The sequence below is a fragment of the Microcoleus sp. B6-A1 genome (assembly GCF_036705085.1).
Taxonomy (GTDB): domain Bacteria; phylum Cyanobacteriota; class Cyanobacteriia; order Cyanobacteriales; family Microcoleaceae; genus Microcoleus.
In genome coordinates this window covers 1-25,744 of sequence record NZ_JAUBTU010000060.1, presented here as the reverse complement: position 1 = coordinate 25,744, position 25,744 = coordinate 1, and the positions used below count along the sequence as shown (strand labels likewise).

Sequence of the window (25,744 nt, the reverse complement as noted above, 5' to 3'; positions counted from 1 at the left end):
CTAATTACTTAGTGAAGGTTAAATATTGTGTTACCCCATAACTTATTTATTTTTTTCTTAATACGCCTGATTAATGGGGGATGATAATCATAAAATGTATCTTGAGTGAATTGATCGGCTACAAAATTTCGGATCGCGTGGTTGGGATGCCTTAAAGGAAAGGTCATTGCTTCCGTTGGCATATTACTGTATATACTATCTTCTCCTGAAGTATGGGTGGCTTGACTGCCAAATCCAATATTAGAAATTAAATTGTTTTCGGGAATAATAGCAAGTCCATTTTGAACCCAACAAGTAAAAAGCCATCTAAAAAACCAATTGTTGACAGTTCCATCATAGGAAACCTGAAAAGCACTATCCCAAACTTTGACAGATTGAGGATTAGCTAATAAATTTTCGAGAAAACCTGCTTCCCGAAGTTGAGGCCATAACTTCATGTCAACATCATAGTATTGCCATGCTCTGCGCCAAGTCGCCCATCCCCAACAGTTACTAAAACGGGAAAAATAGTAACTGTCTTCTGTTCTTTTTCTCCCCAATTGTAAATTTACACCAGCGATTGACATAATCCGTTTGTCATCTCGATAATGCTCTAATAACTGCTCACAAAAAGGGAAGAAGTTCGGGTGTGGCAAACAGTCATCTTCGAGAATAATTGCTTCCTCTACGGTCTTAAATACCCAGTCGAAACCGCTAGAAATGCGATCCTTGCAACCAAAATTAATCTCTGAATAATTTTTCATAACTTCACAGTCCCAATCGACCCGATCGATAATTGCACGTACAGCGGCGCACTTTTCAGCTTCCCCAGGTTTGTTGGCACGAGGGCCGTCAGCAATTACTAACAGCTTAGGGGGTTTAACTTGTCGAATCGCCTCGAAGACTTTTTCAGTAGTATCCACTCGATTGAAAACCACAAAAACAATGGGAGTTTTTGTATGATAATGTGGCATTTAAACTGTTCAACTCCTACGAGTATAAATATTTTTGCTTAGTAGAACTCATCAATATTGTGAATGTGCTAGGAAGCTTGCAGGCTTCGCTTGTTAACTTAAGTTCTAAATTCCAATTTATCACCAAAAAGTTCGCGGGTCAACTATAATACAGCAATAGTTTACCCAGACAGACTTTTAGGACTGACGCTCTTAAACTCTAAAACCTTGATACCCCGCCCCGTTGCCCAAGTGGGGAACTCTTAAAGCTCCCTTGTGCAAGGGTGGGAGCGACTGCGTAAGCCCTAATTTCATTTTTGTAGCGACGGTTGCAACCGCCGAGCGAGTGGGTAAATAAAACACTGTTACTTTTAGCCTTACCTATCGTTAAAAACCGCAATACAGGGAAGAATGAACCGTACTAATATCGCCGTCCTTTTAACTTGCTTCAACCGCAAACAGAAAACATTAGCTTGCTTAGAGGCTCTTTTTAACCAGGCACTTCCAGCCAATGTAGATATTTCCACCTATATAGTCGATGATGCCAGTACCGACGGTACCAGCGAAGCAGTCCGTCAAACCTATCCTCAAGTCAAGATTTTTTCCGGCGATGGGAACCTATTATCGAACGGGGGAATGCGTGGGGCTTTCAGCGAAGCAATGAAAGATGATCCCGACTACTACCTTTGGTTAAATGATGATACTATTATTTATCCAGAAACAGTAAGTGTCTGGCTAGACACCAGTCACAAGTTATCAGAAAAAGGAGAAACAAAAGCAATCGTTGGCGGTTCTACCTGCGACCCCGAAACAGGTCAAACAACATAAGGCGGTGTCCTGCGAAATAACCCTTTGCACCCCGCGCCGCTTATAGACTTCACCAAGGTTTGCAGGGGATTGGCGTGTCTTCGCAAATGCTGGTGAAAAACAAGAAAAGTGGCGAGCCGAATGTCATCATGTCACAGAATGGCATTGCGAATAAGTTTGATAAGATTATTTCAACTATATCAAACTCGCCATTGCGACTTTACCCTGAGAGAAATCGCGGTATATTTTCTCCGGAATGGCTGCCGGACTCCCTGGCTGCTAAAGTGGCAAAAATGCAACCAGATATTATTAACCTGCACTGGGTTTGTGGGGGTTATATGCAAGTAGAAAGTGTTCCGAAGTTTAATAAACCCCTAGTATGGACGCTCCACGATATGTGGCCTTTTACAGGTGGATGCCACTACAGCGAAGAGTGCGATCGCTACACTAAATCTTGCGGTAGCTGCCCGCAACTGCACAGCACCAAAGAGTCGGATCTGTCGCGGTGGGTCTGGCAGCGGAAAGCTAAAGCTTGGAAAAATATTCACCTAACTCTGGTTAGCCCTAGTGCTTGGTTGGCTAAATGCGCTAGTTCTAGTTCTGTGTTCAAAGATTATCGAGTTGAGGTAATTCCTTACGGCATCGATATTCAAAAGTACAAGCCCATCAATAGTCAATGGGCGCGAGAAATCCTGAATTTACCTAAAGATAAACAAATTGTACTCTTTGGAATAGCAGGTGGAACTAGCAACCGCTGGAAAGGGTTTAATCTGCTAGTATCGGCTTTGCAAAGCCTGAGCAAGTCGGGCTGGAAAGATCGGATAGAGCTGCTAGTTTTTGGTTCTTCTCAACCGGAAAATGCCGTTGAAATCGGTTTTAAAGCTCACTATTTGGGTAATCTAGCAGATGATATAGCGGTTCTCAAGCGTGGTGAGGTATGCCCACGGAGGCCACGGAGGCCACGGAGGCCACGGAGGCCACGGAGGCCACGGAGGCCACGGAGGCCAGTCGTACCTCATATGAGAGCTCGAAAGGCTATATCTCCCTAGCAACAGTTTATGCAGCAGCAGATGTCTTCGTCGCCCCTTCTGTTTACGATAATTTGCCAAACACGGTGATGGAAGCTGGAGCCTGCGGCATCCCCAGCGTCGCATTCAATATCGGGGGACTGCCGGATATGATCGAACACTGCTCAAATGGCTATTTAGCTAAACCTTATGAAACAGAAGACTTAGGGCGAGGAATTGCTTGGGTTTTAGAAGATCCCGATCGGCACCAAAAACTCTGTCGCAGCGCTCGCCTCAAAGTTGAAGAGAAATTTACACTACAAGTCCAAGCTCGCGCGTACAAAAATTTATATGAAGAAATCTTGCAAGCAGCTAATGGTGTTGATTGAAGAAAGCAAGGATGAGTGGTATATTTGCTGAAAAAGCGAGGTGCTGATTTATACAACGAGGTAGACGCAATTATGCTCGGGGCAAAGTAGGGAAATCACAAAACAAATTAGCAAATTGGGTTGATGAGCGAATATAATAGCCGGGCACTGAGTGATGAAGAATACAGTTAGTAACGCTTCTGATGGTGGCCGGGTTTTAAAATAAATAAATTTATAATTAAATCTCTTGATAGTGTGGTCAAGTTAAGTTAGTAATTGAAGAGGACTCGAACTCGATCAGTATTGCCGATCGTCCGAGGACAAGTTTTTACTCGTCAGCCCAATGTTTTAGATAAATGGAGTACACCAGTATAGCAGTCCTGATGACTTGTCACAACCGCAAGTTAAAGACGTTAGTCACTCTAGAGTCGCTGTTTAACCAAACACTAACAAGTGAAATTGCGCTCAGCGTTTATCTGGTAGATGATGGCAGCACTGATGGCACGTCCGAAGGAGTACAGCAAAAATATCCTCAAGTCAAGCTTTTTTCGGGAGATGGCAATTTATTTTGGAATGGAGGAATGCGGATAGCTTTCAGCGAAGCCATGAAAGACGAGCCCGATTACTACCTCTGGCTCAACGACGATACGGTACTGGCTCCAGAGGCTTTAAATACGCTGCTGGCAACCAGTCGCGAGTTATTTGAACAAGGAGAAAAAAAGGCGATCGTTGCCGGCTCTACTTGTGATCCGGATACTGGTGTTTTCACTTACGGAGGAATGGTGCAGAGCAGGTGGTGGCACCCGATTTATTTGCGAGCGGTAGAACCGAGCGATCGCCCGCAGCCTTGTGATACTATGAACGGGAATTTTGTTTTAATTCCTAAAGAAGTAGTTCGAGCCGTCGGCAATTTAGACCCGGCTTTCGTTCACTACGCAGCCGACTATGACTACGGGTGGCGGGCAAAACAGCAAGGATGTAATGTTTGGATCGCTCCCGGTTATATCGGCACTTGCGCTCTCAATCCCAAACCTACAGAAACGCCCGCTCAGCCTTTAAGCGACCAACTGCAAAAAGTTAGCCAACCCAAAGGTTTAGCGCTGCAAGATGTAACGCTTCAACCTCTACAAGAATGGAAAGTTTACAGTCAGCGGTACGGGGGTTGGCTGTGGCCGATATATTGGCTGTTGCCATACCGCAGGTTGATTTGGATGTCTTTCATTGCTAAGTTAAAAGGAGCGTGAAAGATTTTCTTGCTTGAAGAATACAGGGTGGCGGGCGGATTTAACCAACTATAACAACTGACAATGATGCAATCAAATTCTCGTTATTTCACAACAAAATGGAACTATCTAAGAAATCACAGAGCTTTTAAAAAAGCTCCTTTGACAGCTATTTTTCGCACGATATATTGGGCCGTACTTTGCCAGTTGGGGATTCCGGCGACTGTGGAAATTCCGAAGTGGAAGTGCCGTTTTTTCTTGCCTGCTAAGTTCAAACAAGCCGGCTCGACAGGCATTTTTGTACTGCGCGAAGATTACGAGCCGGAACTGTATTATTTAGAGCGCTCACTCTCTCCTGGTTCGGTATTTGTAGACGCGGGAGCAAACACGGGAATTTATACGGTTTTAGCAGCGAAATTAGTAGGAGATGGGGGTAAAGTTCTTTCCTTCGAGCCGGGAGAAGAGAGTTATCAAAATCTCGATCGCAACGTAAAACTCAACAATTTGACTCAAGTCAAACTCTTTAAATCAGCTCTTTCAGATACAGAAGGAACAGCGAAATTCTACCATATTGACAACGCTCCCAACAGTTATTCACTAGGAGGCGATGGCAGCGAAAATACGACCTACGAAGAAGTAGCTACCACTACTATAGATAGCGTTCTGAACCGCGAAGGAATTGAAGGGGTAGATTTCATCAAAATGGACGTAGAAGGTGCAGAAGAATACGTATTGCAGGGTGCGAAGTCGCTGTTTAGCAAAATGCGACCGACAGTGCTCTTTGAAATTAACGAAAAAGCAATTGACAGATTCAAGCTCTCCGATGCCGGAGCCTGGAATTTTCTGAAAAACTTGGGTTACGAGTTTTTTACTGTTAAAGATACGGGAGAGCTGCAAAGCGTAAGCGCTCCGCAGGAAGGGAATATCCTGGCAATTCCTAAAGCTTAAAAACGAAATCGAGGGAAACATTACATGGATGATTTGCGCGTCGCTTGGCTGGTTCCCGAAGTAGAATTGGGTGCATATTGGCAGCCAGTATTGAGAGAATTTACAAAAGTATTTAAAAATACTGTTTTCTACACAGGTCGCGTTTGGCCGGGGTTCGATCCCACCCTGCCGGGAGCATCGGCAATTCAGTTGGTAGGGGAGACTAAATTTGTCGAGACGGAAAAGATAGAAACAGGATACGATCGCGGATTCATTGTAGTATCGCCTAGTATTATCGGCTATTTGCTAAAATTTAAACCTCATGTTGTGTTTCCCCAAGCTTTCTCTTTATGGACTGTAATTGTGGCGTTTTTAAAACCGCTACTGAGGTGGAAAATTGCCATTATTTACGATGGTAGTTCCCCAAATACAGACTTTCGAGATTCCAGTTTTCGGACATTTGTGCGCCGCATCCTTGTGCGGTTTGCCGATGCTTTTGTTGCCAATAGCAATGCGGGTAAAAAATATCTGATGGAAGTTCTAAATGTACCGGAGGATAAAATTTTTACCAGAACCTATCTCGTACCTGATGCGGGAGCTTTGCTGAAACGATTAGATCAAACTCAGCCTCCAAAATTGCAGTTGAAACGCCCGATTTTTCTGTATGTAGGGCGCATCACGGCTAGAAAGGGAATTAAAACGCTTTTAGAAGCTTGCGCTATTCTTAAAAATCTAGGTTATGTTGATTATTCGCTGTTGATTATTGGCAAGGGAGATCAGCGGGAAGAACTGGAAGCATTTATTAAAGATTGCGATTTTGAAGAGCAAGTAACGTGGGCTGGATGGGTAGAATATGGAAATTTAGGTGCTTATTTTCAGCAAGCTGATATTTTTGTGTTTCCTACTTTTGAGGATGTCTGGGGTATGGTTGTACCCGAAGCGATGGTTTTGGGAAAAGCAGTATTGTGTTCAAATGGTGCAGCTTCCTGTGAGTTAATTATGTCAGGCGAGAACGGTTATATTTTCGACCCTAGCAGTGCTCAAGAGTTAGCGGATCAAATGCAAATTTTTCTAGATAATCCTGATTTGATTGAGTCGATGGGAGAGCGTTCACGACAGATAATTTCTCAAAAAACGCCAGAAACAGCAGCTAAAGCTTACGTCGAAGTTACATCTTTTTTGAGGGAGAATAGGTAAACCAAGTTACGCAACGGATGAGTGTAAAGGATTTAACGGAGAGATGGAAGAGGGAAGAGGGAAAATTTAGTAATTACCAATTAGCAATTACCACTTAGTGATGAAAGTTTTATTATCTGCGTTTGCTTGCGAACCGAATCTCGGCTCCGAAGAGGGAGTAGGATGGAATACTGTTATCCAATCTGCTAAACATCACGAAAGTTGGGTATTTACTCGCACGTTTTGTCGATCGTACATTGAAGCAGAACTAGAGCGGAACCCAGTGCAAAACCTGCACTTTGTTTATTTTGATCCGTTTGGGTGGAGCGAAGATTGGAAGGGGAAACAAGGGTTGCTGCAACTTCACTACTATCTGTGGCAAATCTGGGCTTATTTTATCGCTCGGAAGCTCGATCGCGAAATTGGTTTTGACGTAGTACATCACGTAACTTATGTCAAGCATTGGTCTCCAAGTTTCCTGGCGCTGTTGCCACATCCTTTTATTTGGGGGCCGGTGGGGGGTGCAGAAGCAGCACCAAAGCCTTTTTGGCAAGATTTTAGTCGCCGGGGCAAAATTTACGAAACGCTGCGGGCATTGGCTCAAAGCGTAGGAGAACGCGATCCGTTTGTGGGTCTGACGGCGCGCCGCAGTGCGGTGGCGCTGGCAACTACGGAAGAAACCGCAGCCAGACTGCGATTTCTCAAAGCAAAAAACGTGAAGATTTTCTCGCAAGTCGGTTTATCGCAGCCGGAAATTCAAGAACTAGAGAAATTTTCTCCCCCGCCTGAGCAACCAATTAGATTCATTAGTGTTGGTCGTCTCTTACATTGGAAAGGGGTGCACTTGGGACTCCGTGCATTTGCGGAGGCGAAGCTGGAACAATCGGAATACTGGATTGTCGGAGACGGGCCCGAAAGGCAGCGCTTGGAAGCTTTGGCAAGAGAATTGGGACTGGCAAATAAAGTATTTTTTTGGGGAACTTTATCTCGCACTGAAACTCTTTTTAAAATGGGGGAGTCTCATGTTCTCCTCCATCCGAGTTTGCATGACTCTGGTGGTTTTGTGTGCACGGAAATGATGGGGGTTGGTCGTCCCACAATTTGTTTGGATTTGGGGGGCCCTGCTACTCAAGTGACGGCTCAAACGGGGATTAAAGTGGCTGCTACTGACCCCGATCGCGCTGTGCAAGGTCTAGCAGAAGCTATAGTGTGTTTAGCGCAAGATCGTGAATTGCGAGAGCGCTTGGGTCGATCGGGTCAAACGCGCGTCAGGGAAATCTATGATTGGGATGTTAAGGGTCTATTCTTTGCCCAATTGTGCGAAGATGTATTCGATGGAAAATCAGGATAACTTCTGATGGGTTCGATCGGGCAAAACACAAAAAACTATATTTTTTCAGGCGGTGAAACGTGGGCGTTGCAATCATTACTGGCTCGGCGGGTTTAATTGGCTCTGAGGCGTGTCAGTTCTTTGCCAAACAAGGCTTAGATATAGTTGGCATCGACAATAATATGCGCCAGTTCTTTTTTGGTGCTGATGGTTCTACAAACTGGAACCGCCAACTGCTCGAAAAGTCTTTGGGTACCAAGTATTATCACTTAGATGTGGACATTCGCGACTATGAAGCGATTACCAATATCTTTCAGCGGTACGGCGAGTCGATCGAATTAGTAATTCACACAGCAGCCCAGCCCAGCCATGATTGGGCTTCCCGTGCTCCGAAAATAGACTTTACCGTCAATGCCAACGGCACTCTCAATCTTCTAGAAGTAACTCGCTTGTACTGTCCGAAAGCGGTTTTCATTTTCACTTCTACCAATAAAGTATACGGGGATACGCCTAACAGTTTGCCTTTAATTGAATTAGAACACAGGTGGGAAATTGAACCCGGCCATACTTACGAAACCGGCATTCGGGAAGATATGTCAATCGATCAGTGCCTGCACAGTTTGTTTGGTGCTTCTAAGGTAGCTGCTGATGTTTTAGTTCAAGAATACGGTCGATATTTTGATATGAACACCGCTTGTTTTCGCGGCGGCTGTTTGACGGGTCCAAATCACTCGGGAGCTCAATTGCACGGCTTCCTCGCCTACTTGATGAAGTGTGCTGTCACTGGAACTCCTTACACCGTGTTTGGCTACAAAGGCAAGCAAGTTCGCGATAACATTCATAGCGCTGATTTAATTTCGGCATTTTATGAATTTTATAAAGCTCCCAAAAGCGCCCAAGTTTATAATACAGGAGGAGGCAGGTACAGCAATTGCTCGATGTTAGAAGCTATCCAGATGTGCGAGGCAATTGCGGAACGCAAGTTTAATTGGACTTATGCTGAAGGGAATCGCATTGGCGATCACATTTGGTGGATTAGCGACAATTCAAAATTTTCCAGTCACTATCCCAACTGGAAAATGAAATATAACGTTAAACAAATCCTACAGGAGATTTATGAATGTAACCGCGAGCGTTGGCTGAAAGAAGATTCCAATGAGTGATCGGTGCAAAAAGAGTGTGCTGGGAATTTCGGTAAACGATTGAAGAATACAAGGTTAAACAAATCTTAGGGGAGATTTATGAGTGTAACCGCGAGCGTTGACTTAAAGAGGTGCTCCATGATTGATAAAGGGAAAAAGAATGTACTGGGCATATTAGTAAATGCCATTAATTATGAAGCGGCTGTGAGCAAAATTATTGCGGCAGCCAGCGCCGGAAAACCAATGTCAGTTTCAGCTCTCGCGGTTCACGGGGTAATGACTGGGGTTCTCGACAGCACTCATCGTTATCGGATTAATCACATGGACTTAGTATTGCCAGACGGACAGCCGGTCAGGTGGGCGTTAAATTTCCTCTACCATACGGAATTGCCCGATCGAGTTTGCGGGCCGAATGCGATGTTACAAATCTGCGAACGTGCGGCAGAAGAAGGATTACCTATCTATTTGTACGGCTCTCAAGCTTCTGTACTGAAAGCTTTATCTCGCAATCTCTGCCAGCGTTTTCCCAAGTTAATTATTGCGGGAACTCAGCCTTCTAAATTTAGGCACGTTTCGCCCCAAGAGAAACAAGAAATTGCACAGCAAATTCGCAACAGCGGTGCAGCAATTACTTTTGTCGGTTTAGGGTGTCCACGGCAAGAAGTCTGGGCTTACGAATACCGGGACGACTTATCAATGCCGTTGATTGCTGTAGGTGCTGCTTACGATTTTCATGCGGGTAATTTGGCTAAATCTCCTGACTTTTTATCTAAAATAGGTTTGGAATGGCTGTTTCGGATGATGAAGGAACCTCGGCGCCTTTGGCAGCGGTATGTTTTTTTGAATCCGCTTTATATCTGGTTGTTTTTGCTACAAGCTTTGAAAATCAAACAGTTCGACCCCACAGACGCCACGCAGCCTGTAGAAGAAGTATTATATGGTTGAAATTTAAAAGTTTCTGGTGAATTATGGGTGATCAGAAGAAAAAAGTAAAAAAGCAAACACATCGTAACTAATCGTTGTGAGGTGCAACTGCGATCGCATATTCAATAAAATTTATATCAAATCCGGTGGCATCCTAATTAGAGTGGGAGCTTAAGAGAGCGCGATTTGGGTAGCGATATCTTAAGCTCCCACTAACATGATCCAAATATATTATTCTGATGCCACCGGAAACGATCTTACGCCAGAAAACAAATTTTACATTCTCTATGTGTTAAGCAGCAAACTGCACACATTACATACAAAGTTTGTGCGTCAGTCTCGATCGAGTCAGGTGGATTGCTGGGTCAATAGTCGCATTTGGTTTGACTGTAATCCTGCCATGGGCGATGCTGCTCAGTTACTACAGCGGCGATCGCAAAAGTATGGTGAGTGTGTAACCAAACTGGACACAAAACCAAAAGTTTATTGCCCTTCCCTCGATCTTGCTATGGCTTTTGTGCCACAATGCGGATCGAATCGTACTTGTTTTCATCAGCAGCAAAAATTGTTTTCAGTAGTAGCTTCCAAGCTTGGACTTTACTGTTTTCTTTGGGCTTTACTATCTGATGAGATGCCATTGAATCGAACACACTCAAAATTTTTCTTTCATCATTGATCCAAGTGTTGGCAAATTGGCGATAGTAGCCATTAAACTCAGTAGAAATTATCTCAAATCCCACTTTTTCACAGATAGCGCGGAAGCTCTGCGGTGTGAAGAAATACAAATGCCTTGGTACATCTAGATGCATCCATGCAATCCCTGATGACTTCAGCCCAATACAAGAGTTATTTGGTACTTCCATTACCAATTTGCCGCCATCCACGAGCAACTGCATGGCATTGCGGAGTGCAAGTAAAGGATCTCTGGTATGTTCGAGTACGTGGTTCATCACAATCATGTCGTACTGTCTAGACGTGACTTCCGGGGGCAAAGATTCAGCAGAACCATAAAATACATCAAGACCTCGCTGCTCGGCCAAAACCAAAGCTTGTCGATCGGGTTCTACGCCCCAGACTTTGTGACCATCTGCTTGCAGTTTTTGCAGCATTTGGCCGTTGGCGCAACCGATTTCTAATATCGAGCAGGAAGCAGTCCCGAACTGTTGCTTCCACCATTGACTTGTGACATCTACTCCGCGATCGAAACGCCAAGCTAGATGCGTGCGTAATTTATCCCAGAAGGAAATAGAAGAGGAAGAGTCGGAACCTGTAGAGTCTATATGATGAGTATAGTAGTCGTCAATCTCGTAGAAACTGGCGATTTTGTTGAGTTCGGGTAAAGGATGAATGCATCCAAGTTGTGACTTTTCGCACCAGTACAATTGAAAGGATTCTTTGTTTCCAGGTCTGCGCCAATCACCGGGTATCAATAGCCACGGTTTCATACTCTGTCCCGATATCGGACAGACGACGGTAGGACTTAAGCAATTTTGACTTGGCATTTTAGTTTTCATTATTTAGGTACTTGATGTACTAATAACCACTGATGTTGGATTTCAAATCCGGAAATAAATTATGTGCCAGTGACAATTGCCGAATCTGAAATACAGCGGATGACTGCCCCAAAATTATTAGGTTTCAGAAACAGGATTGCTGCGGCGTGGTTTTCAGCTTACATCGAACTTTAAGCTAACGCATTTAACTTGTTTTGTCACGTGTAATAAAAAACTACACATTCCGCGATCGGGCTGTGAGTAAGTTTTCCTATATTTAGGAATTCAGCAATAATTAAAGTATAAATTAAGTTATAAAACTGGGTAGCGATGTCGGCTGCGATCGAGACCAATAAAAACTTTCTTGCATTTGTACCTCAATAATATTGCTGAAATCTTTGGCGAAAGCGAAGTATAAAATTTGCCATTTCATATATCGGTGGGCGCAAATGTTGCGCCCGCTACTGTTCCTTGATCTGAAAATTTAGCTCCCAATTGAGTTGGGAAGCCAAACTTTTCTTTAATCTTCAGCACAAGAGCTGATTGACAAGCGGGCATTTTTATGGATTTGTAGCGAATGCCTCCTATCGATCGGCGTAAGCCCCCATCCGTTCTTTGATAAACCGGATATAAAAATGCCTGAAAGTAGACTTAATCACGCGGGGCATACCAAAGTCGATCGGCATCATATTTTCCGGCAACTTCCAATCCAAAACCTTGAGACTTTCCGGCTGCAAAAGCGGAAAATCAATTTCCTCTAAATTCGAGCAAAGTCCCAATCTCATCGCCGCAGCTACAGTGGGAACCGCCGCCGGATCAGCATTAATAATTTCAACTAAAGTTCTGTCCAAAGCAAACACATCATCAGACGCGGCCAAAATTCCCAAAAATTTAGGTTCGCCGCCGCTTGGCCCGTTACCTTCGTGACCGATAATGCCATCCAAAATCGTCAAATTTGGGTTAATTGCCCGGGCAGTTTCTACCAGCATTTCACCGAATCTGGCGCTATCTTTGCCAGCTTCCATATGCCACCAAGCCTTCATTTTGCCGGGGACGCAGCCGAACAAGTTTTTCACGCCCATGGTCACGGTTAATTGAACGTGAGATTTGAGTTTGGGCAAATTAATCACTACATCCGCTTCCATTGCTTCTTTGCAAATTCGCAGATGGTTGAAATCTTCGCTGACAGTTTCGTAGCGTTTTCCTTGAAACTCAACTACTGGCAAATTCAGTTCTTCCAACAGTGGCAAATAACCGTTTGCTTTGGCTACACCCATAGCGCTACCAAAAGCCGGACTATCACCTAAAAATGGTTTTCCTCCCGCTTCAATGACCATTTTAGCCACACAGTAAACCAATTCTGGGCGGGTGACACATTCTTTTGTAGGGCGAGAACCGGTGAGGAGATTGGGTTTGAGTAAAACCCGATCGCCCTTTTTGACAAAAGCCGAGATTCCGCCCAAGGGTGCCAGCAAACTTTCTAAAGATGCTTGCAAGATTTGGCGATCGTATGAATTGGCACGAATTAAACTAACAGCCGACATAATTATGAATTAATTTGTAATTGGTGCTCGATCGGGAATAATCTCAATGTAACGCACGCGCGGAACACCCTAAGCAGGGTTATCTGCGCGTGCGTTACCAAGAATCATCTCAATACAAACGAACCCTAACTATTCATCGGCAATCTACCAACAGCAGCCCGCTGCATGGTACTAACTCGTAGCGAGTTAGAGAATATTCCTTGACCTTGCAGTTCAGGTATAGCAGGTTTTACTTCTACTTTTACCACCCTGGCTGTGCAGATAAAAACCGTTTGATCGGCTAAATGGAAAGTCAACCAAGGTTGATTTAACAAATGCAGCACTTCCTCTTGGAATTCTTGTGCAGGCATCGGAATAGTGAAAGTTTCAGCCTGACCTTCCACATAATGAAATGTCACTTGAGTTGTGTTCTCTTTATCTTGAGTTAATTTGGCAAAAGAACCTGCGCGCATAAATTTTGCTCCCCAACTTTAGACTATAAAAAAATCAGAATTAAATGTAAAAAAAATTAATTCTGAATTGTTTAACTTTAACCTGTGACAGCGATCGGACAGAACTCAGAAGGCAGAAGGCAGAATTAAATCGAGTTCAGCCTTCTAGTTTCTAGCTGATTCCTGCGATCGCCTATACGTTAGCAGAAGATGTTGGCATCGCACTCATTTTCTCTAAATCTAGAACTTTTGCCAAGTCTTCTGCACTCATTAAACCCCGTTCTAGCACAATTTGCCGCAAAGATTTGCCAGTTTCTAGAGATTCTTTGGCGACAGCGGCGGCGTTGAGATAGCCGATGTGAGTGTTGAGGGCGGTAACGAGGGCGAGACTACCTTCAGCATAAGCGAGACACCGATCGCCCTTAGCTTCAATTTTGGCGAGGCATTGTGTAGTCAAAGCGCTGATGGTATTGCCCAAAATTTCGATGCTGTGAATGAGATTGTAGGCAATCAGGGGCATCATCACGTTCAATTCTAATTGTCCCGCTTGGGCGGCAAGGGCGATCGCGCTATCGTAACCCATAACTTGAAAACACACCATCGATGTCATTTCTGCCATCACAGGATTGTATTTTCCCGGCATAATGGACGAGCCAGGTTGCACAGGAGGCAGTTGAATTTCTTTCAAACCCGTTTTCGGCCCGGAGTCCATCAAACGCAAGTCGTGGGACATTTTAACGCAATCTTGAGCGAGATTTCGCAGTGCACCGGACACATTTACAAATGGTGCCATACTCTGCATAGCAGCCATTAAATGCTTTGCTGGTTTCAGGGGGTGGTCGATTAATTCTGAGAGAATATCAGCAACTTTTTGACAGTATTCAGGGTGAGTATTTAACCCTGTTCCTGCCGCACTTCCCCCCAATCCCAGGGATGTCAAATCATCGGATGCCCTGTCAATTCTCAAGGTATGTTCTTTCAGAATTTGCGCCCAAGCGCCGAAGGTGTCGCCGAGTCGAACAGGTACGGCATCTTGTAGGTGAGTGCGGCCGGATTTAACAATATTTTTGAATTCTTCTGCTTTGTTTTCAAGGGCAACTACGGCCTCCGACAAAGCCGGAAACAGAGTTTTTTCTAACGCCAACAATCCGCCGATCCGAATCGCCGTCGGAATCACATCATTTGTCGATTGACCGTAGTTTACATGATCGTTAGGACTGACGCGCTTGTAGTTGCCTTTTTCATCGCCCATAATTTCCAAAGCGCGATTTGAAAGAACTTCATTAACATTCATGTGGTGAGAAGTTCCGGCGCCGGCTTGGTAGACATCAACTACAAATTGATCGCGCAATTTGCCAGCTAGGATTTCATCTGCTGCTTGGACAATTGCTTGACTGATGTCTTGGGGAATGCAGCCGAGTTCGCCATTGGCGATCGCCGTTGCTTTTTTAATTAAAACACAAGCATCAACGTATGTTGATAAAGGCTTAATGCCGCTAATCGGGAAATTTTCAATAGCCCTTAGAGTTTGGATGCCATAATAGACATTAGATGGGATTTGTTTGTCTCCCATCGAGTCGCTTTCGGTGCGATAGGTTGCGGTTGGCTTTTGAGTCATATCGTCTGGTTTGTGAGAATTAGGAATTGGGACTTTTTTTTAATAATGCTGACTGCCACTCCTGTTTTGCTGCACCCGCCGGGGGTGCAGTAAAACACAAGTCACGATTGTAAATAATTATCTCACACTCCGAGTTAAATCTCAAAGCTCAAATCTTAATTTAAGATTTTTCCCTCAATTTGTGAATAGTCATTGTGTAATTCGGAGTTTTTTAGTTTGCCTAATTTTGTACTTTATTAGATAATATTAGCCTGTTTAACAATAAATATTAAACCAGGCTTCTGATTTTTGTAACAAAAATTCAAATTACAAATCGGGGAAAGTTGTTATATTTGGTAGCACAAACAATTTTGCAGCAGGCGAATTGCCAAAAATTATGCCGCGTTACCAAACCCTAGATGATGTTCCTACCCTCCAAGAGGCACTCGAAGGAATAATTGTTGAAGATCTAAAAAAGCTGAATGCACTGTTGCCGGGCCATCGTAAATTAACCCGCAAAGCTGACCTGGTTGCTGGGATTAAACAGCAAATGCAGGGAGAAAAACTTAAGCAAGTTTGGGCGCAATTAGACGATTTGCAAAAAGCGGCCGTAGCGGAAGTTATACATGGGTCAAGTGGTGGCTATGATGCCGATGTATTTATGGCGAAATACGGACAACAACCAGACTGGGGAAAGAGCGATCGCTATGGATACAACCGAGAACCCTCCCTACTATCCTTGTTCTTCTACGGCACTGCGATACCCTACGATCTGGAAGAAAAATTGCTGAAGTTTGTGCCAAAACCTCAAGGAATTTCCTTAAATCTGGTTGGCGATGTACTGCCAGAGAATTTTATGGTTCGTGTAGAAAAACATAACTTTCGTACATATCAAAAAGAGGTATCCGAGTACGAACTTCCTTTGACAATTTTTGAAATGGAACGGGCTGCCCCAAAGGATTTGGAAGCTGTTTTGCGTCTGATTCAGTCGGGCAAAGTTGCCGTTAGTGAGAAAACCGCATTACCTGGTGCCACAACTCAGAAAGCGATCGCCGCCGTATTGCAAGGTGGTGATTTTTATAACGACGAACAGCGCCAATCTACCTTGGAAAAGGGCGATATATTCTACGAGGTTGGTAACATCAAATCCTTTGCTTGGGCCGCGATCGCCCAAGCGAGCAAATTCGCCGAACTATCGGGCAAAAAGCTAGTCTTGACCAAAGCGGGACAGAAAGCTTTGCAGGAATCACCTAGCACAGGATTACAGACAGCATGGAAGCGCTGGTTAAAAACAAACACTTTTGATGAATTTCGCCGCATTGATGCGATTAAAGGACAAACCGGCAAGGGCGCGCGCGGCATGACAGCGGTGGCGGGGCGGAGAGAGGCGATCGCCTCAAGGCTAGCAGAATGTCCCGTCGGTAAATGGGTTCTGTTTAGCGAATTTAGCAGGTATATGTTGGCAACGGGCAATCGGTTTGAAGTAACGCGCGATCCCGACAATCTGTATATTTCTGAATTTGGGTATGGTAACTTAGGATATTCGGGCAGTCACGATTGGCATATTCTGCAAGAAAGATATATGCGTTGCCTGTTGTTTGAGTATGTTGCTACCCTGGGAATAATTGATGTTGCCTATGCCGATCCGTCCCTCGTACCCAGCGATTTTGAGGATCTTTGGGGAACGGACGATTTGAGATTTCTCAGTCGCTACGACGGCTTAATCTCTTTTCGCCTGACAGCTTTGGGGGCTTACTGTTTGGGATTGACTCAAAATTACACCCCGCCAGCAATTGAGTTCCGTCAAACACTCCGCGTACTGCCCAATTTAGATATTGTTGTAGCAGGAGAAGCCATCGCGACATCAGATGCGATCGTCCTCGATCTCTATGCTAAAAAAGTTTCAGATGTCGTCTGGCAACTCGATCGACAAAAGCTATTTACCGCCATTGAAGCCGGATACCCGCTAGCAGAATTTAAAGAAGTTTTAGAGACAAGAAGTATCGAACCGCTACCCGAAACCGTACAGCAATTTCTGACGGATATTACAGAACGATCGAATAGTTTGCAAGATGCAGGAACTGTCAAGTTAATCGAATGTACTAACGCCCATTTAGCATTGTTGATTGCCAATGATTCCCGTACCAAAAAATTCTGTCAGCTAGCGGGCGCTAGCACTTTAGCAGTTCCATTATCCCAGGAAACTAAATTTCGCAACGCCCTGCGGCAGATCGGCTACGTCTTACCCCAGCGGGATAAATAGTAATACCATTTCTCTAAAATCGTGCAACACTCTTTGACCCCCCCTAGCCCCCCCGCTGCATTGCGGGGGGGACAAGAATGCGGGATAAATAGTAATACCATTTCTCTAAAATCGTGCAACACTCTTTGACCCCCCCTAGCCCCCCCTTGCCCCCCCGCTGCATTGCGGGGGGGACAAGAATACTGTTATTTCGTTTAAAAGTGGTATAAAATCCTGTCCGATGGTATCGATCGCACTCGCGCCAGAGTGCAGCAGCCCGATACAAATCCTGAAATTTATTGCAGGGACAATCGCCCGACTGCTTCACCCCTACAAGTATCTAAAATAGTTTCCTTCTTCCCGATCGCATTTGAGACAAGCCTAATAATTAATCCGTGTATCCGTGTTAATCCGTGTAGTGCATTCCTTCTTCCCTCTTCCTTCTTCTTATGAATTATGTTCCCGAAAATGCTTTGATCGTGCAAAGCGATCGATCGATCTTACTAGAAGTTCACGCCCCCACAGCACAACAGGCGCGAGAAGCGATCGCCCCCTTTGCCGAATTAATCAAAAGTCCCGAACACATCCACACCTATCGCATCACGCCCCTCAGCGTGTGGAATGCGCGGGCGGCGGGAATGCCAGTTGAAGACGCGATCGCAGCTTTGCGAAAGTATGCCAAGTATGCCATTCCTGAGTCCGTAGCGCAGGAAATTGAACTGTTGGGGGCGCGGTATGGATTAACTGTAATTGAAAGAATCGATGCGGCTAGCCCCGATTTACAACTGCGAATTGCCGATTTGCCCCTAGCGGAATTGCTGGTACGGGACGATCGCGTCAAACCAATGTTGGGCAAGCGCATCTCGGATCTTTGTTTTCAAGTCGATGCCGGGAATCGCGGCGTACTCAAGCAAGCTTTACTAGCGGTTGGCTATCCGGCAGAAGATTTGGCTGGATATGTGGAGGGTGCCGAATTAGGGATTTCTTTGCGCGATCGTACTCTAACAGATTTGCCCTTTAACTTGCGTACTTATCAACAAGAAGCTGCAGAGGCATTCTATCAGGACGGGGAGGTAAAAGGTGGAAGTGGGACGATCGTCCTACCGTGCGGGGCTGGTAAAACCATAGTCGGGATGTTAGCGATGAGTTTGATAAAGCAAAAGACACTCATCCTCACCAGCAGTTTAACTTCTGTGCACCAGTGGCGCAGGGAAATATTAGACAAAACGAGTTTAACGGAGGATGCGATCGCTGAGTACAGCAGTGTCACCAAACAGACGGCTGCTGTCACCCTATCGACTTACCAAATGCTAAGTTATCGATCGAATAAAGATGATGAATTCCCGCATTTCGAGTTGTTTAACGCCGAATCGTGGGGACTGATTATTTATGATGAAGTCCATCTATTACCTGCACCGATATTTCGGATCACTGCTGAATTACAAGCACGACGCAGGTTAGGTTTAACGGCGACATTGATTCGCGAAGACGGGAAAGAAGGCGATGTATTCACGTTGATTGGGCCCAAGCGCTATGACGTACCTTGGCGCGAATTGGAAGGACAGGGATTTATTGCCACTGCCAATTGTACGGAAATCCGCGTCGCCCAAAATGAGGCGGAAAAAATGGAATATGCCCTAGCGCCCCGCCGCAGCCAGTTTCGGATTGCTGCGGAAAATCCGGGTAAGTTGGATGTGGTGCAAGGTTTATTGCAAAAAGAGGCGGGACACCGTATTTTAATTATTGGTGAGTATCTCGAACAGTTGGATGCGATCGCCAACATTACCCAATTGCCTCTGATTACGGGGAAGACAAAACAGGCAGAGCGCGATCGGTTATACGAAGCATTCCGTCACAAAGAGATTCCCGGATTAATTCTATCTCGCGTGGGCAATTTTGCCGTCGATTTACCCGATGCCGATGTGTTGATTCAAGTATCGGGAAAGTATGGATCTCGCCAAGAAGAAGCGCAGCGCCTCGGACGAATTCTCCGCCCCAAACCCGACGGACACAATGCCAGCTTTTATACATTAGTATCGCTACAAACTTGCGAGGAAGATTTTGCCCGACACCGCCAACTATTCCTCACCGAACAGGGCTACAACTATCGCATAGAAGTTCAAGGCGATGCTTAGTCAGCGATCGATAAATTCTTGGTAAAACTGCTCATGCAAACCTAAGAAATTATCCATCCCCTGCTTTGTCAGATACCCGCTCTTCTTACCAGTGTGCGGGTTTTCTACGTAGCTATAAATTACTTTTGAAACATTAGGATTCTCGCGCCAACTAATGTTGAACGCTGCATAGTTTGGGAAAAAGGTCATTTCTGCATAAGCATCAATGTGGTCATGTATCCACCATGCCAGTGCTGTCCAATCTTGAGTGCGTTCATAGTAAGGGATGAATGATGTAACAATAATACATACTGTTGCTCCCATATACCCCTCTGAATCTTTTACGTCCCAGATATGTTCTGCATAGTTGGCCTCATTACTGGCACAGTTGTACTGATTTTTATTCTCTGCTCCTTTGGCGTTCACCGCACAAGAACGATAGGCTGAGCGGATACTAATCCGACCAAGCGCATCTTGAATTGGTTCAAGCACCCTCTCACACAAATTCTTTCCTGCTGCGATCGCCAAGTCAGGATCGCTAGGAATGTTAGGGATACCTTCAATTTGAGAGATTTCTGAATAAAGAAACTCACGCATGAAAAAACTCTTAGAGAGTTGAACCCGTCCTAGGTCTTCCAAAGCTTTAACAGTTTGTGGCTTTCTCATAGATTGAACTCCAGTAATTAGAGGTGAATAGCTTAATGTTAAACACTGGCAGATAATTTAGAAGCATTGTTGCACCCAAAAGCAACGTTCCGGTTGAGTGGCTAGAAATAACTTTTGCATCACCACCAATATCTTTCGGTAGTCCGCTCCAACCGGGTTGTTAGATCGCGGCGATCGCCACTTGACGCTGTTATTGTCCGCGTCCTGGTTTGCAATCTGCAAAACCTAATGCCTCTGTGTCAAGGAAACTAGCGATCGCCATCTCAATGACTGCTTCGATTGGGTATTCAATTTCAGCAGCACGAGCAATTAGGGCAGCACGAATTCGTTCAGGAAAACGTCCTAAAATAACTTCGGCATCAGCGAGGGAAAGTTGCTCTTGAAGTTTGGCTTGCATGGCATTTACATCTCAGTTGGAATTTGGACGTTGTAAGGGGGTTCAGTAGCTCTTAGAATGATGGCTTCTAGCTCCAATAGTAACGCAGGGTTCTGCCAGTGAGAAATTGTCTGTACTGCAATCCGTATGTCTTCATCGCTATATTTATCGAGCCATGCCCACAAAAAAGCTTTGTGCCCACCACTGAAGCGACCTCGTAAGCTCTTGGTTTTACCGATGTAGAGCAATCCATCAGTTCTGTGCCTGATTGCATAAATGCCAGGACGCGCAGGAATGCTCTCAAACCCACGGGTCAAGGGTTGACATTGCTCAAAAGGAATGAAAGCGATCGCGTCTAGAATTCTTCGCGCTTGGATTTGTAGGTCAGAATCATTCGTTGGCATGAAGGCAAGAAGGCTGATTGCACAGAAATCATAATCCCACAAATTCTGTTACAACCATCATCCACTAGGGATCGTTTCCTGCGCGATCGCACAGAGAAGGCGATCGCGCACGAGCTGATTTGAGCCTTGGCCGTGGCTGTGTTTTTCTAGGATATGGGAAACGGGCGATCGATCGAGGGAAGTTGCGGGCGATCGGGTTTCACCTGTCGGGAAAAATGTAAAGTTCCTGTTGAGCGACTAAAGACGTTATGTCATCCTCAGACATAATTTGGATCGAGGGTTTCGACCTCGTAACCTTCTACACTTGGTATTCGAGCATCTTCTAAAATCAACTCGTCATAGCCTGAATTGGTTACGTCTGGCTCATCTCTACAACTTTGGGAGTCAAGCACTATATTGTAGCCAACCTCATATTTATAGGATTTAATAACTAAACTATGTACAATACCGGGCTGATTACGCCATAAAACACGTGTATTGGGAGGATAGTAGACTATATTGTCTAGTGGTGGAACCTGCATTATAAAATCCTTGTTTTCTAAAATTTTAATGAGCTCTTCTAGCTTTTCAGGTGGCAACTCAAACCACTCGCCTCCTACTCGATACTCGTGAAAAGCTTCATGTAAACTACTTTCAAATTTAGGTGCATTTTCAAAAAAAGAAGAGCAAACAAATAAATGTTTAACTGGATCACCTGTTTGCAGTTCCCGCATCCTTTTTGCAACTTCCTTAGAAATGCCTATTTTGTAATATTTGTTCGACTTTAGAACATAAATAAATTTATCGTCATCAGTTACTTTCTCAGCGGATTGAGTGAAGAAGGGTAAATGGCCCCAAAACCATCGCTCTCCCTTCTCATCTGGAGGAAATTGGTCAAAGTATGTACCTAAAGCTTTCGCACATTTTCCCCAATGTGCACACACTAATGTACTAGGATATACACCTCTGGCAAAAATACCACCTGTTCCTTTTATCCAATAAGTTCCTTTGTTATCCTCAATCCGTTTTTTACAGACATGGCAAGTAGGTTTCAATCACTTACTCCTTTGTTGCTGGCTTAAATTTTAAGTTGCAATTTGGCATATTTTAGCTAACCCAACACAAATCTGTCGAGACTGGTATCCAATAAACAAGCTTGCGGCTATTTCCTACTGGTAACTCTGCAGTCGAACGTATAATTGTGTCGCAGACATTGTACAATACATACATCATATAACCACACAATACCCCAAGTTGCTCATGTATGTCAAACCCTTCTTACTCCCCGTCAGACTCTCCTTTTCTTAATGAAGCATTGACAAGATTCTGTTTCATGCTCGTTTAGTCGATAATCAAGTTATAATTGAAGAGGATAACTTCGAGAAAGGTTTAAGCCAATTATTGATTAAGGCTGGTATAAAAGCAGAGCATATCGTGACTAGCTCCTTCCTGGACAACAGCGATCAACAAAGAACCTATCAAACACTGTAAAGCCCTTCGATCGACAATTGTTATGCTGAAACAAAGCATCTGTCCTTTCAGCACTATGCAACATAAATCATTAAAACGATCGAATTGGAAGCCTACAATTGGGTGAATACTCGCGATCGCCCCTCAACTCCCCCCTCCCATCCCCCAACCCCGCACAATACTTAATAAAAACTTTACAAAACTTACCCGATCGCCCAACATAGGTTAGAGTTATCCTAGAAAATCCAGCAATCCTGCAAAGCGTCAACCTTCTCGTCACTTATCCAGTGGTTCGATGACTCAAACCCAAAGCACTAAAACCGCCACCCCAACTGCAATTTATTCCTTGACAATTGCTCCCGCCTGTGTATTGCGAGGTCGATCGGCCTTAGCACAAGCCGGAGATGCGATCGCCCGTTTCGGAAAGCGGCCGCTAATCGTCGGCGGCAGCAACTCCCTCGCCGCCGCCCAACCGTACCTGCAACCAATCCTCGAACAGCAGCAGTTAAAATCCGCCGAAACAGCATACGGCAAGGATTGCAGCGAAACCAGCCTCGAATCCCTCCGCGAAGCAGCCCAAACCCATCAAGCCGACTTCATCATCGGTGTCGGCGGCGGCAAAGCCTTAGACGCAGCCAAACTCGTCGCCCATCAGTGCAAAATCCCGATCGTCACAATACCCACATCAGCAGCAACCTGTGCCGCTTGGACAGCCCTTTCTAACATTTATTCAGAACAAGGTGCATTCCAATACGATGTCACATTAGCCAGATGTCCCGACTTATTAATACTCGACTACGGCTTAATTCAAACCGCACCACAGCGGACATTAGTAGCAGGAATTGGAGATGCGATCGCCAAATGGTACGAAGCATCAGTCAGCAGCGGACACTCCGAACAAACCCTGATCATTTCCGCCGTTCAACAAGCTAGAATACTACGCGATATTTTATTCCAAAAATCAGCCGCCGCCCTCAAAGAACCCGGTAGCGAAACCTGGCAAGAAGTCACAGATGCAGCCGTATTGCTAGCAGGAGTAATCGGCGGAATTGGCGGCGCCCAATGTCGCACCGTCGCCGCCCACGCCGTCCACAACGGCCTAACTCATCTATTAGCAAGTCACGGCACATTGCACGGCGAAAAAGTCGCCTACGGCATTTTAGTACAACTGCGACTAGAAGAAATGCTGCAAAACAATCAACTCGCCGCTAGCGCCAGACAGCAACTGCTAAAATTCTACGCCGAGATTGGATTACCCCAAACTTTAGACAACCTCGGACTCGGAGACATTACCATAGCAGAATTACAGCGCGCCGCCGACATAGCCTGCAATCCCAATTCCGACATCCACCGACTGCCTTTTAAAGTTGTTCCCCAACAATTAATGGCAGCGATGGTTTCTACCACCGCACCTGTGGGAGAATTAAAGATTAAGAATTAAAACAGTTTGTAGTAAGGACTAAAGTCCTGAAAAGGCTGTGCTAGCAAGGACGAAAGTCCTTACTACAAACCAGGAAAACTGACAACTGACAAAAAATAAATGACCTTGGATTGGATTACCCCTGCTGACAGGTTGCAAAAACTACCGCCCTACGTATTTGCCCGTCTCGACGAACTCAAAGCCCGCGCCCGCGAACAAGGACTCGATTTAATAGACTTAGGAATGGGAAACCCCGACGGTGCCACTCCTCAACCAGTAGTAGAAGCCGCCGTCGCAGCCATCCAAAATTCTGCAAATCACGGCTATCCACCCTTTGAAGGAACTGCCAGTTTTCGCCGTACTATTACTAAATGGTACAGCCGTCGCTACAATGTTGAACTCGATCCAGAAAGCGAAGCATTGCCTCTGTTGGGTTCTAAAGAAGGTTTAGCACATTTTGCGATCGCCTATATCAATCCAGGGGACTTAATATTAGTACCGAGTCCTGCTTATCCCGTATTATTTCGCGGGCCAATCATCGCTGGTGCAAAAGTTCACAACATCATCCTCAAACCAGAAAATGACTGGGTAATTGACTTAGCCGACATTCCCGACAGCGTAGCCGAACAAGCCAAAATACTTTATTTCAATTATCCCAGCAATCCGACTGGAGCAACTGCACCCCGCGAATTTTACAAAGATATTGTGGCTTTCGCACACAAACATCAAATTTTGCTAGTTCACGATTTGTGTTATGCGGAATTAGCCTTTGACGGCTATCAACCAACAAGTTTATTAGAAATTCCCGGCGGTAAAGAAATCGGTGTCGAATTTCACACCATGTCCAAAACCTACAATATGGCCGGCTGGCGCGTCGGTTTTGTAGTAGGAAATAGCAAAATTATTCAAGGTTTGCGGACATTAAAAACTAACCTAGATTACGGTATATTTTCCGCATTGCAAACAGCAGCAGAAACAGCACTGCAATTGCCCGATAGTTACTTGCACGAAGTGCAGAATCGTTACAGGACTCGCCGGGATTTCATGGTGGAAGGATTGGCAGAATTAGGGTGGAATATTCCTAAACCTTTGGCTGCAATGTATCTTTGGGTTCCCTGCACTCGCGGCATGAGTTCGACTGATTTTGCCCTGAATGTTTTGCAGCAAACGGGTGTTGTGGTGACTCCTGGTAATGCTTTTGGGCCGGGCGGCGAAGGATATGTGAGAATTAGTTTAATTGCAGATTGCGATCGACTGGGAGAAGCATTGCGGCGTTTGAAACAAGCAAACATTCGCTATCAATAGTCATTGGTCATTAGTCATTAGCCAGTTGTTACTTGTTAGTGGTTAGTTGTTATTGGTTATTTGTGGGTTGTTAGTTGTTATTTGTTATTTGTTATTTGTTGGCGATCGTAACCAATTATTAACTACCCAGGACTAATGACTAATGACTACTGACTACTGACTATAACGTTTTAATTTGCTCAATCACCCAGTCAAAAGTTTCCATAACTTGCTTGAGGGCAGATTCGTCTTGCAAAGTAAACAAAGCCAGACTCGGCGACCTTCTCTCGCCCGGTTCTATAGGTAGCGACAGACCGATCGCACTCAGCTTACTTCTCAATTCCAGCCAATTTTGTTCCGCATTAAACGGTGGCTGAGAACCGTAATTATCAGCAGAAATTTCCATTCGACCAGCAATATCTACAGTGAATAACTGATAGGGTTTTCTTCCCTTTTGAGGCAATTGAGCCGCGAAACCGCCGTAGGCGTCCCCCGTTCCCCACTGGATTTGAACTTCGGGTTCTTGACTTTTTGCCCAAAGGTAAATTGCTTTTGCCATTTGCGCCTCGTCCGCGCCTCGTCTAGCTTTGATTTCCGCAAAAAATGAAGATTCATCCCACCGCCTTCTTTCGCGCGTTGCGCTGGATTTTTTCTGCTGTGCTTCCGCTGTCTGACCGATGACTCTGGGAACCAGCGTTTTTAAACCATCTTCACTTACATACTGCTTAATTTCCAGGGCCAAAACTTCAACCGGGTCCATTTGTTCGTTGAGAAATTCCACAACTCGGCGCATTTCAGCGGAAATCTCGTCAGCTATAGCCTTTCTCTGAAAGATGAGGTATCATGTTACTGACACTCACTCGTGAGGGTCAAACAGAGAAAATCAGC

Annotated in this window: 23 protein-coding genes and 1 pseudogene; 14 read left to right on the top strand and 10 right to left on the bottom strand. The window is 44.9% G+C overall.

Translation table 11 applies throughout. From position 1 onward, the window contains the following. Positions 1-8: 8 nt before the first annotated feature. The gene (locus tag QUB11_RS20885; protein WP_333205393.1) at positions 9-953 is read right to left on the bottom strand and encodes a glycosyltransferase family 2 protein; all 945 of its coding nucleotides are present in this window, start codon (positions 951-953) and stop codon (positions 9-11) included. Positions 954-1,343: 390 nt separating this feature from the next. Between QUB11_RS20885 and QUB11_RS20880 the strand changes: the two genes are divergently transcribed. From QUB11_RS20880 to QUB11_RS20840, 9 genes are all read left to right on the top strand, one after another. Beyond that, a complete protein-coding gene (locus QUB11_RS20880; RefSeq protein WP_333205394.1) occupies positions 1,344-1,760 on the top strand; it encodes a glycosyltransferase in 417 nt (138 codons plus the stop codon). 92 nt (positions 1,761-1,852) lie between these two features. Beyond that, entirely contained in the window at positions 1,853-2,788 is a 936-nt protein-coding gene (locus QUB11_RS20875; protein ID WP_333257196.1) for a glycosyltransferase, read from the top strand. Next, a complete protein-coding gene (locus tag QUB11_RS20870; RefSeq protein ID WP_333205396.1) occupies positions 2,677-3,135 on the top strand; it encodes a glycosyltransferase in 459 nt (152 codons plus the stop codon). Before QUB11_RS20875 ends, QUB11_RS20870 begins: the two co-directional genes overlap by 112 nt. 335 nt (positions 3,136-3,470) lie before the next feature. Next, complete coding sequence (locus QUB11_RS20865; RefSeq protein ID WP_333205397.1) at positions 3,471-4,358, top strand: glycosyltransferase family 2 protein; 888 nt, start codon at positions 3,471-3,473, stop codon at positions 4,356-4,358. 141 nt (positions 4,359-4,499) lie between these two features. Beyond that, positions 4,500-5,285 (top strand): FkbM family methyltransferase, encoded by a 786-nt coding sequence (locus tag QUB11_RS20860; RefSeq protein ID WP_333205398.1) that lies wholly within the window; start codon positions 4,500-4,502, stop codon positions 5,283-5,285. A 24-nt stretch (positions 5,286-5,309) separates the two neighbouring features. Continuing rightward, the gene (locus QUB11_RS20855) at positions 5,310-6,461 is read left to right on the top strand and encodes a glycosyltransferase family 4 protein (protein WP_333205399.1); all 1,152 of its coding nucleotides are present in this window, start codon (positions 5,310-5,312) and stop codon (positions 6,459-6,461) included. 100 nt (positions 6,462-6,561) lie between these two features. Next, positions 6,562-7,791 carry a glycosyltransferase gene (locus QUB11_RS20850; protein ID WP_333205400.1) on the top strand — a complete coding sequence of 410 codons (1,230 nt, stop codon included), beginning with the start codon at positions 6,562-6,564 and terminating at the stop codon, positions 7,789-7,791. A 59-nt stretch (positions 7,792-7,850) separates the two neighbouring features. Next, positions 7,851-8,933, top strand: coding sequence for an NAD-dependent epimerase/dehydratase family protein (locus QUB11_RS20845; protein ID WP_333205401.1), 1,083 nt, complete (start codon positions 7,851-7,853; stop codon positions 8,931-8,933). Positions 8,934-9,011: 78 nt separating this feature from the next. After that, positions 9,012-9,857 (top strand): WecB/TagA/CpsF family glycosyltransferase, encoded by an 846-nt coding sequence (locus QUB11_RS20840; RefSeq protein ID WP_333391617.1) that lies wholly within the window; start codon positions 9,012-9,014, stop codon positions 9,855-9,857. Between the two features lie 485 nt (positions 9,858-10,342). Here QUB11_RS20840 and QUB11_RS20835 read toward each other — a convergent pair whose 3' ends face one another. The 4 genes from QUB11_RS20835 to QUB11_RS20820 form a co-directional block, all read right to left on the bottom strand. Continuing rightward, positions 10,343-11,281: a class I SAM-dependent methyltransferase gene (locus QUB11_RS20835; protein ID WP_333391615.1), complete on the bottom strand. Its 939-nt coding sequence runs from the start codon at positions 11,279-11,281 to the stop codon at positions 10,343-10,345. Positions 11,282-11,913: 632 nt separating this feature from the next. Next, positions 11,914-12,873: a DUF362 domain-containing protein gene (locus QUB11_RS20830; protein ID WP_333391613.1), complete on the bottom strand. Its 960-nt coding sequence runs from the start codon at positions 12,871-12,873 to the stop codon at positions 11,914-11,916. A gap of 125 nt (positions 12,874-12,998) precedes the next feature. Beyond that, on the bottom strand, positions 12,999-13,325 hold the full coding sequence (locus tag QUB11_RS20825) for a hypothetical protein (protein ID WP_333391612.1): 327 nt from the start codon (positions 13,323-13,325) through the stop codon (positions 12,999-13,001). Between the two features lie 172 nt (positions 13,326-13,497). Continuing rightward, entirely contained in the window at positions 13,498-14,922 is a 1,425-nt protein-coding gene (locus QUB11_RS20820; RefSeq protein ID WP_333391611.1) for an aspartate ammonia-lyase, read from the bottom strand. A 376-nt stretch (positions 14,923-15,298) separates the two neighbouring features. Here QUB11_RS20820 and QUB11_RS20815 point away from each other — a divergent pair, with 376 nt between their 5' ends. Next, complete coding sequence (locus QUB11_RS20815) at positions 15,299-17,164, top strand: hypothetical protein (protein ID WP_333391609.1); 1,866 nt, start codon at positions 15,299-15,301, stop codon at positions 17,162-17,164. Between the two features lie 428 nt (positions 17,165-17,592). Continuing rightward, positions 17,593-19,278 carry a DNA repair helicase XPB gene (locus QUB11_RS20810; RefSeq protein ID WP_333391607.1) on the top strand — a complete coding sequence of 562 codons (1,686 nt, stop codon included), beginning with the start codon at positions 17,593-17,595 and terminating at the stop codon, positions 19,276-19,278. Here the strand turns inward: QUB11_RS20810 and QUB11_RS20805 are convergent, their stop codons facing one another. The 4 genes from QUB11_RS20805 to QUB11_RS20790 all read right to left on the bottom strand — a co-directional run bounded on the left by QUB11_RS20805 (position 19,279) and on the right by QUB11_RS20790 (position 21,737). Then, the gene (locus QUB11_RS20805; protein ID WP_333391606.1) at positions 19,279-19,923 is read right to left on the bottom strand and encodes a peptidase M15; all 645 of its coding nucleotides are present in this window, start codon (positions 19,921-19,923) and stop codon (positions 19,279-19,281) included. A gap of 190 nt (positions 19,924-20,113) precedes the next feature. After that, positions 20,114-20,320: a hypothetical protein gene (locus QUB11_RS20800; RefSeq protein WP_006631417.1), complete on the bottom strand. Its 207-nt coding sequence runs from the start codon at positions 20,318-20,320 to the stop codon at positions 20,114-20,116. Positions 20,321-20,325: 5 nt separating this feature from the next. Next, a complete protein-coding gene (locus QUB11_RS20795) occupies positions 20,326-20,745 on the bottom strand; it encodes a GIY-YIG nuclease family protein (protein WP_333104206.1) in 420 nt (139 codons plus the stop codon). Between the two features lie 215 nt (positions 20,746-20,960). Further along, entirely contained in the window at positions 20,961-21,737 is a 777-nt protein-coding gene (locus tag QUB11_RS20790) for a GIY-YIG nuclease family protein (protein WP_333205410.1), read from the bottom strand. Positions 21,738-21,996: 259 nt separating this feature from the next. Here QUB11_RS20790 and QUB11_RS20785 point away from each other — a divergent pair, with 259 nt between their 5' ends. From QUB11_RS20785 to QUB11_RS20775, 3 genes are all read left to right on the top strand, one after another. Next, positions 21,997-22,173, top strand: coding sequence for an element excision factor XisI family protein (locus QUB11_RS20785; RefSeq protein WP_333257200.1), 177 nt, complete (start codon positions 21,997-21,999; stop codon positions 22,171-22,173). Between the two features lie 274 nt (positions 22,174-22,447). Next, positions 22,448-23,593: an iron-containing alcohol dehydrogenase family protein gene (locus QUB11_RS20780; RefSeq protein WP_333205411.1), complete on the top strand. Its 1,146-nt coding sequence runs from the start codon at positions 22,448-22,450 to the stop codon at positions 23,591-23,593. 99 nt (positions 23,594-23,692) lie between these two features. Continuing rightward, complete coding sequence (locus tag QUB11_RS20775) at positions 23,693-24,877, top strand: aspartate aminotransferase (RefSeq protein ID WP_333205412.1); 1,185 nt, start codon at positions 23,693-23,695, stop codon at positions 24,875-24,877. A 160-nt stretch (positions 24,878-25,037) separates the two neighbouring features. On the opposite strand, the pseudogene QUB11_RS20770 reads toward QUB11_RS20775, so the two are convergent. Then, a pseudogene (locus QUB11_RS20770) lies at positions 25,038-25,673 on the bottom strand (hypothetical protein); the annotation flags it as partial. Between the last annotated feature and the right edge of the window lie 71 nt (positions 25,674-25,744).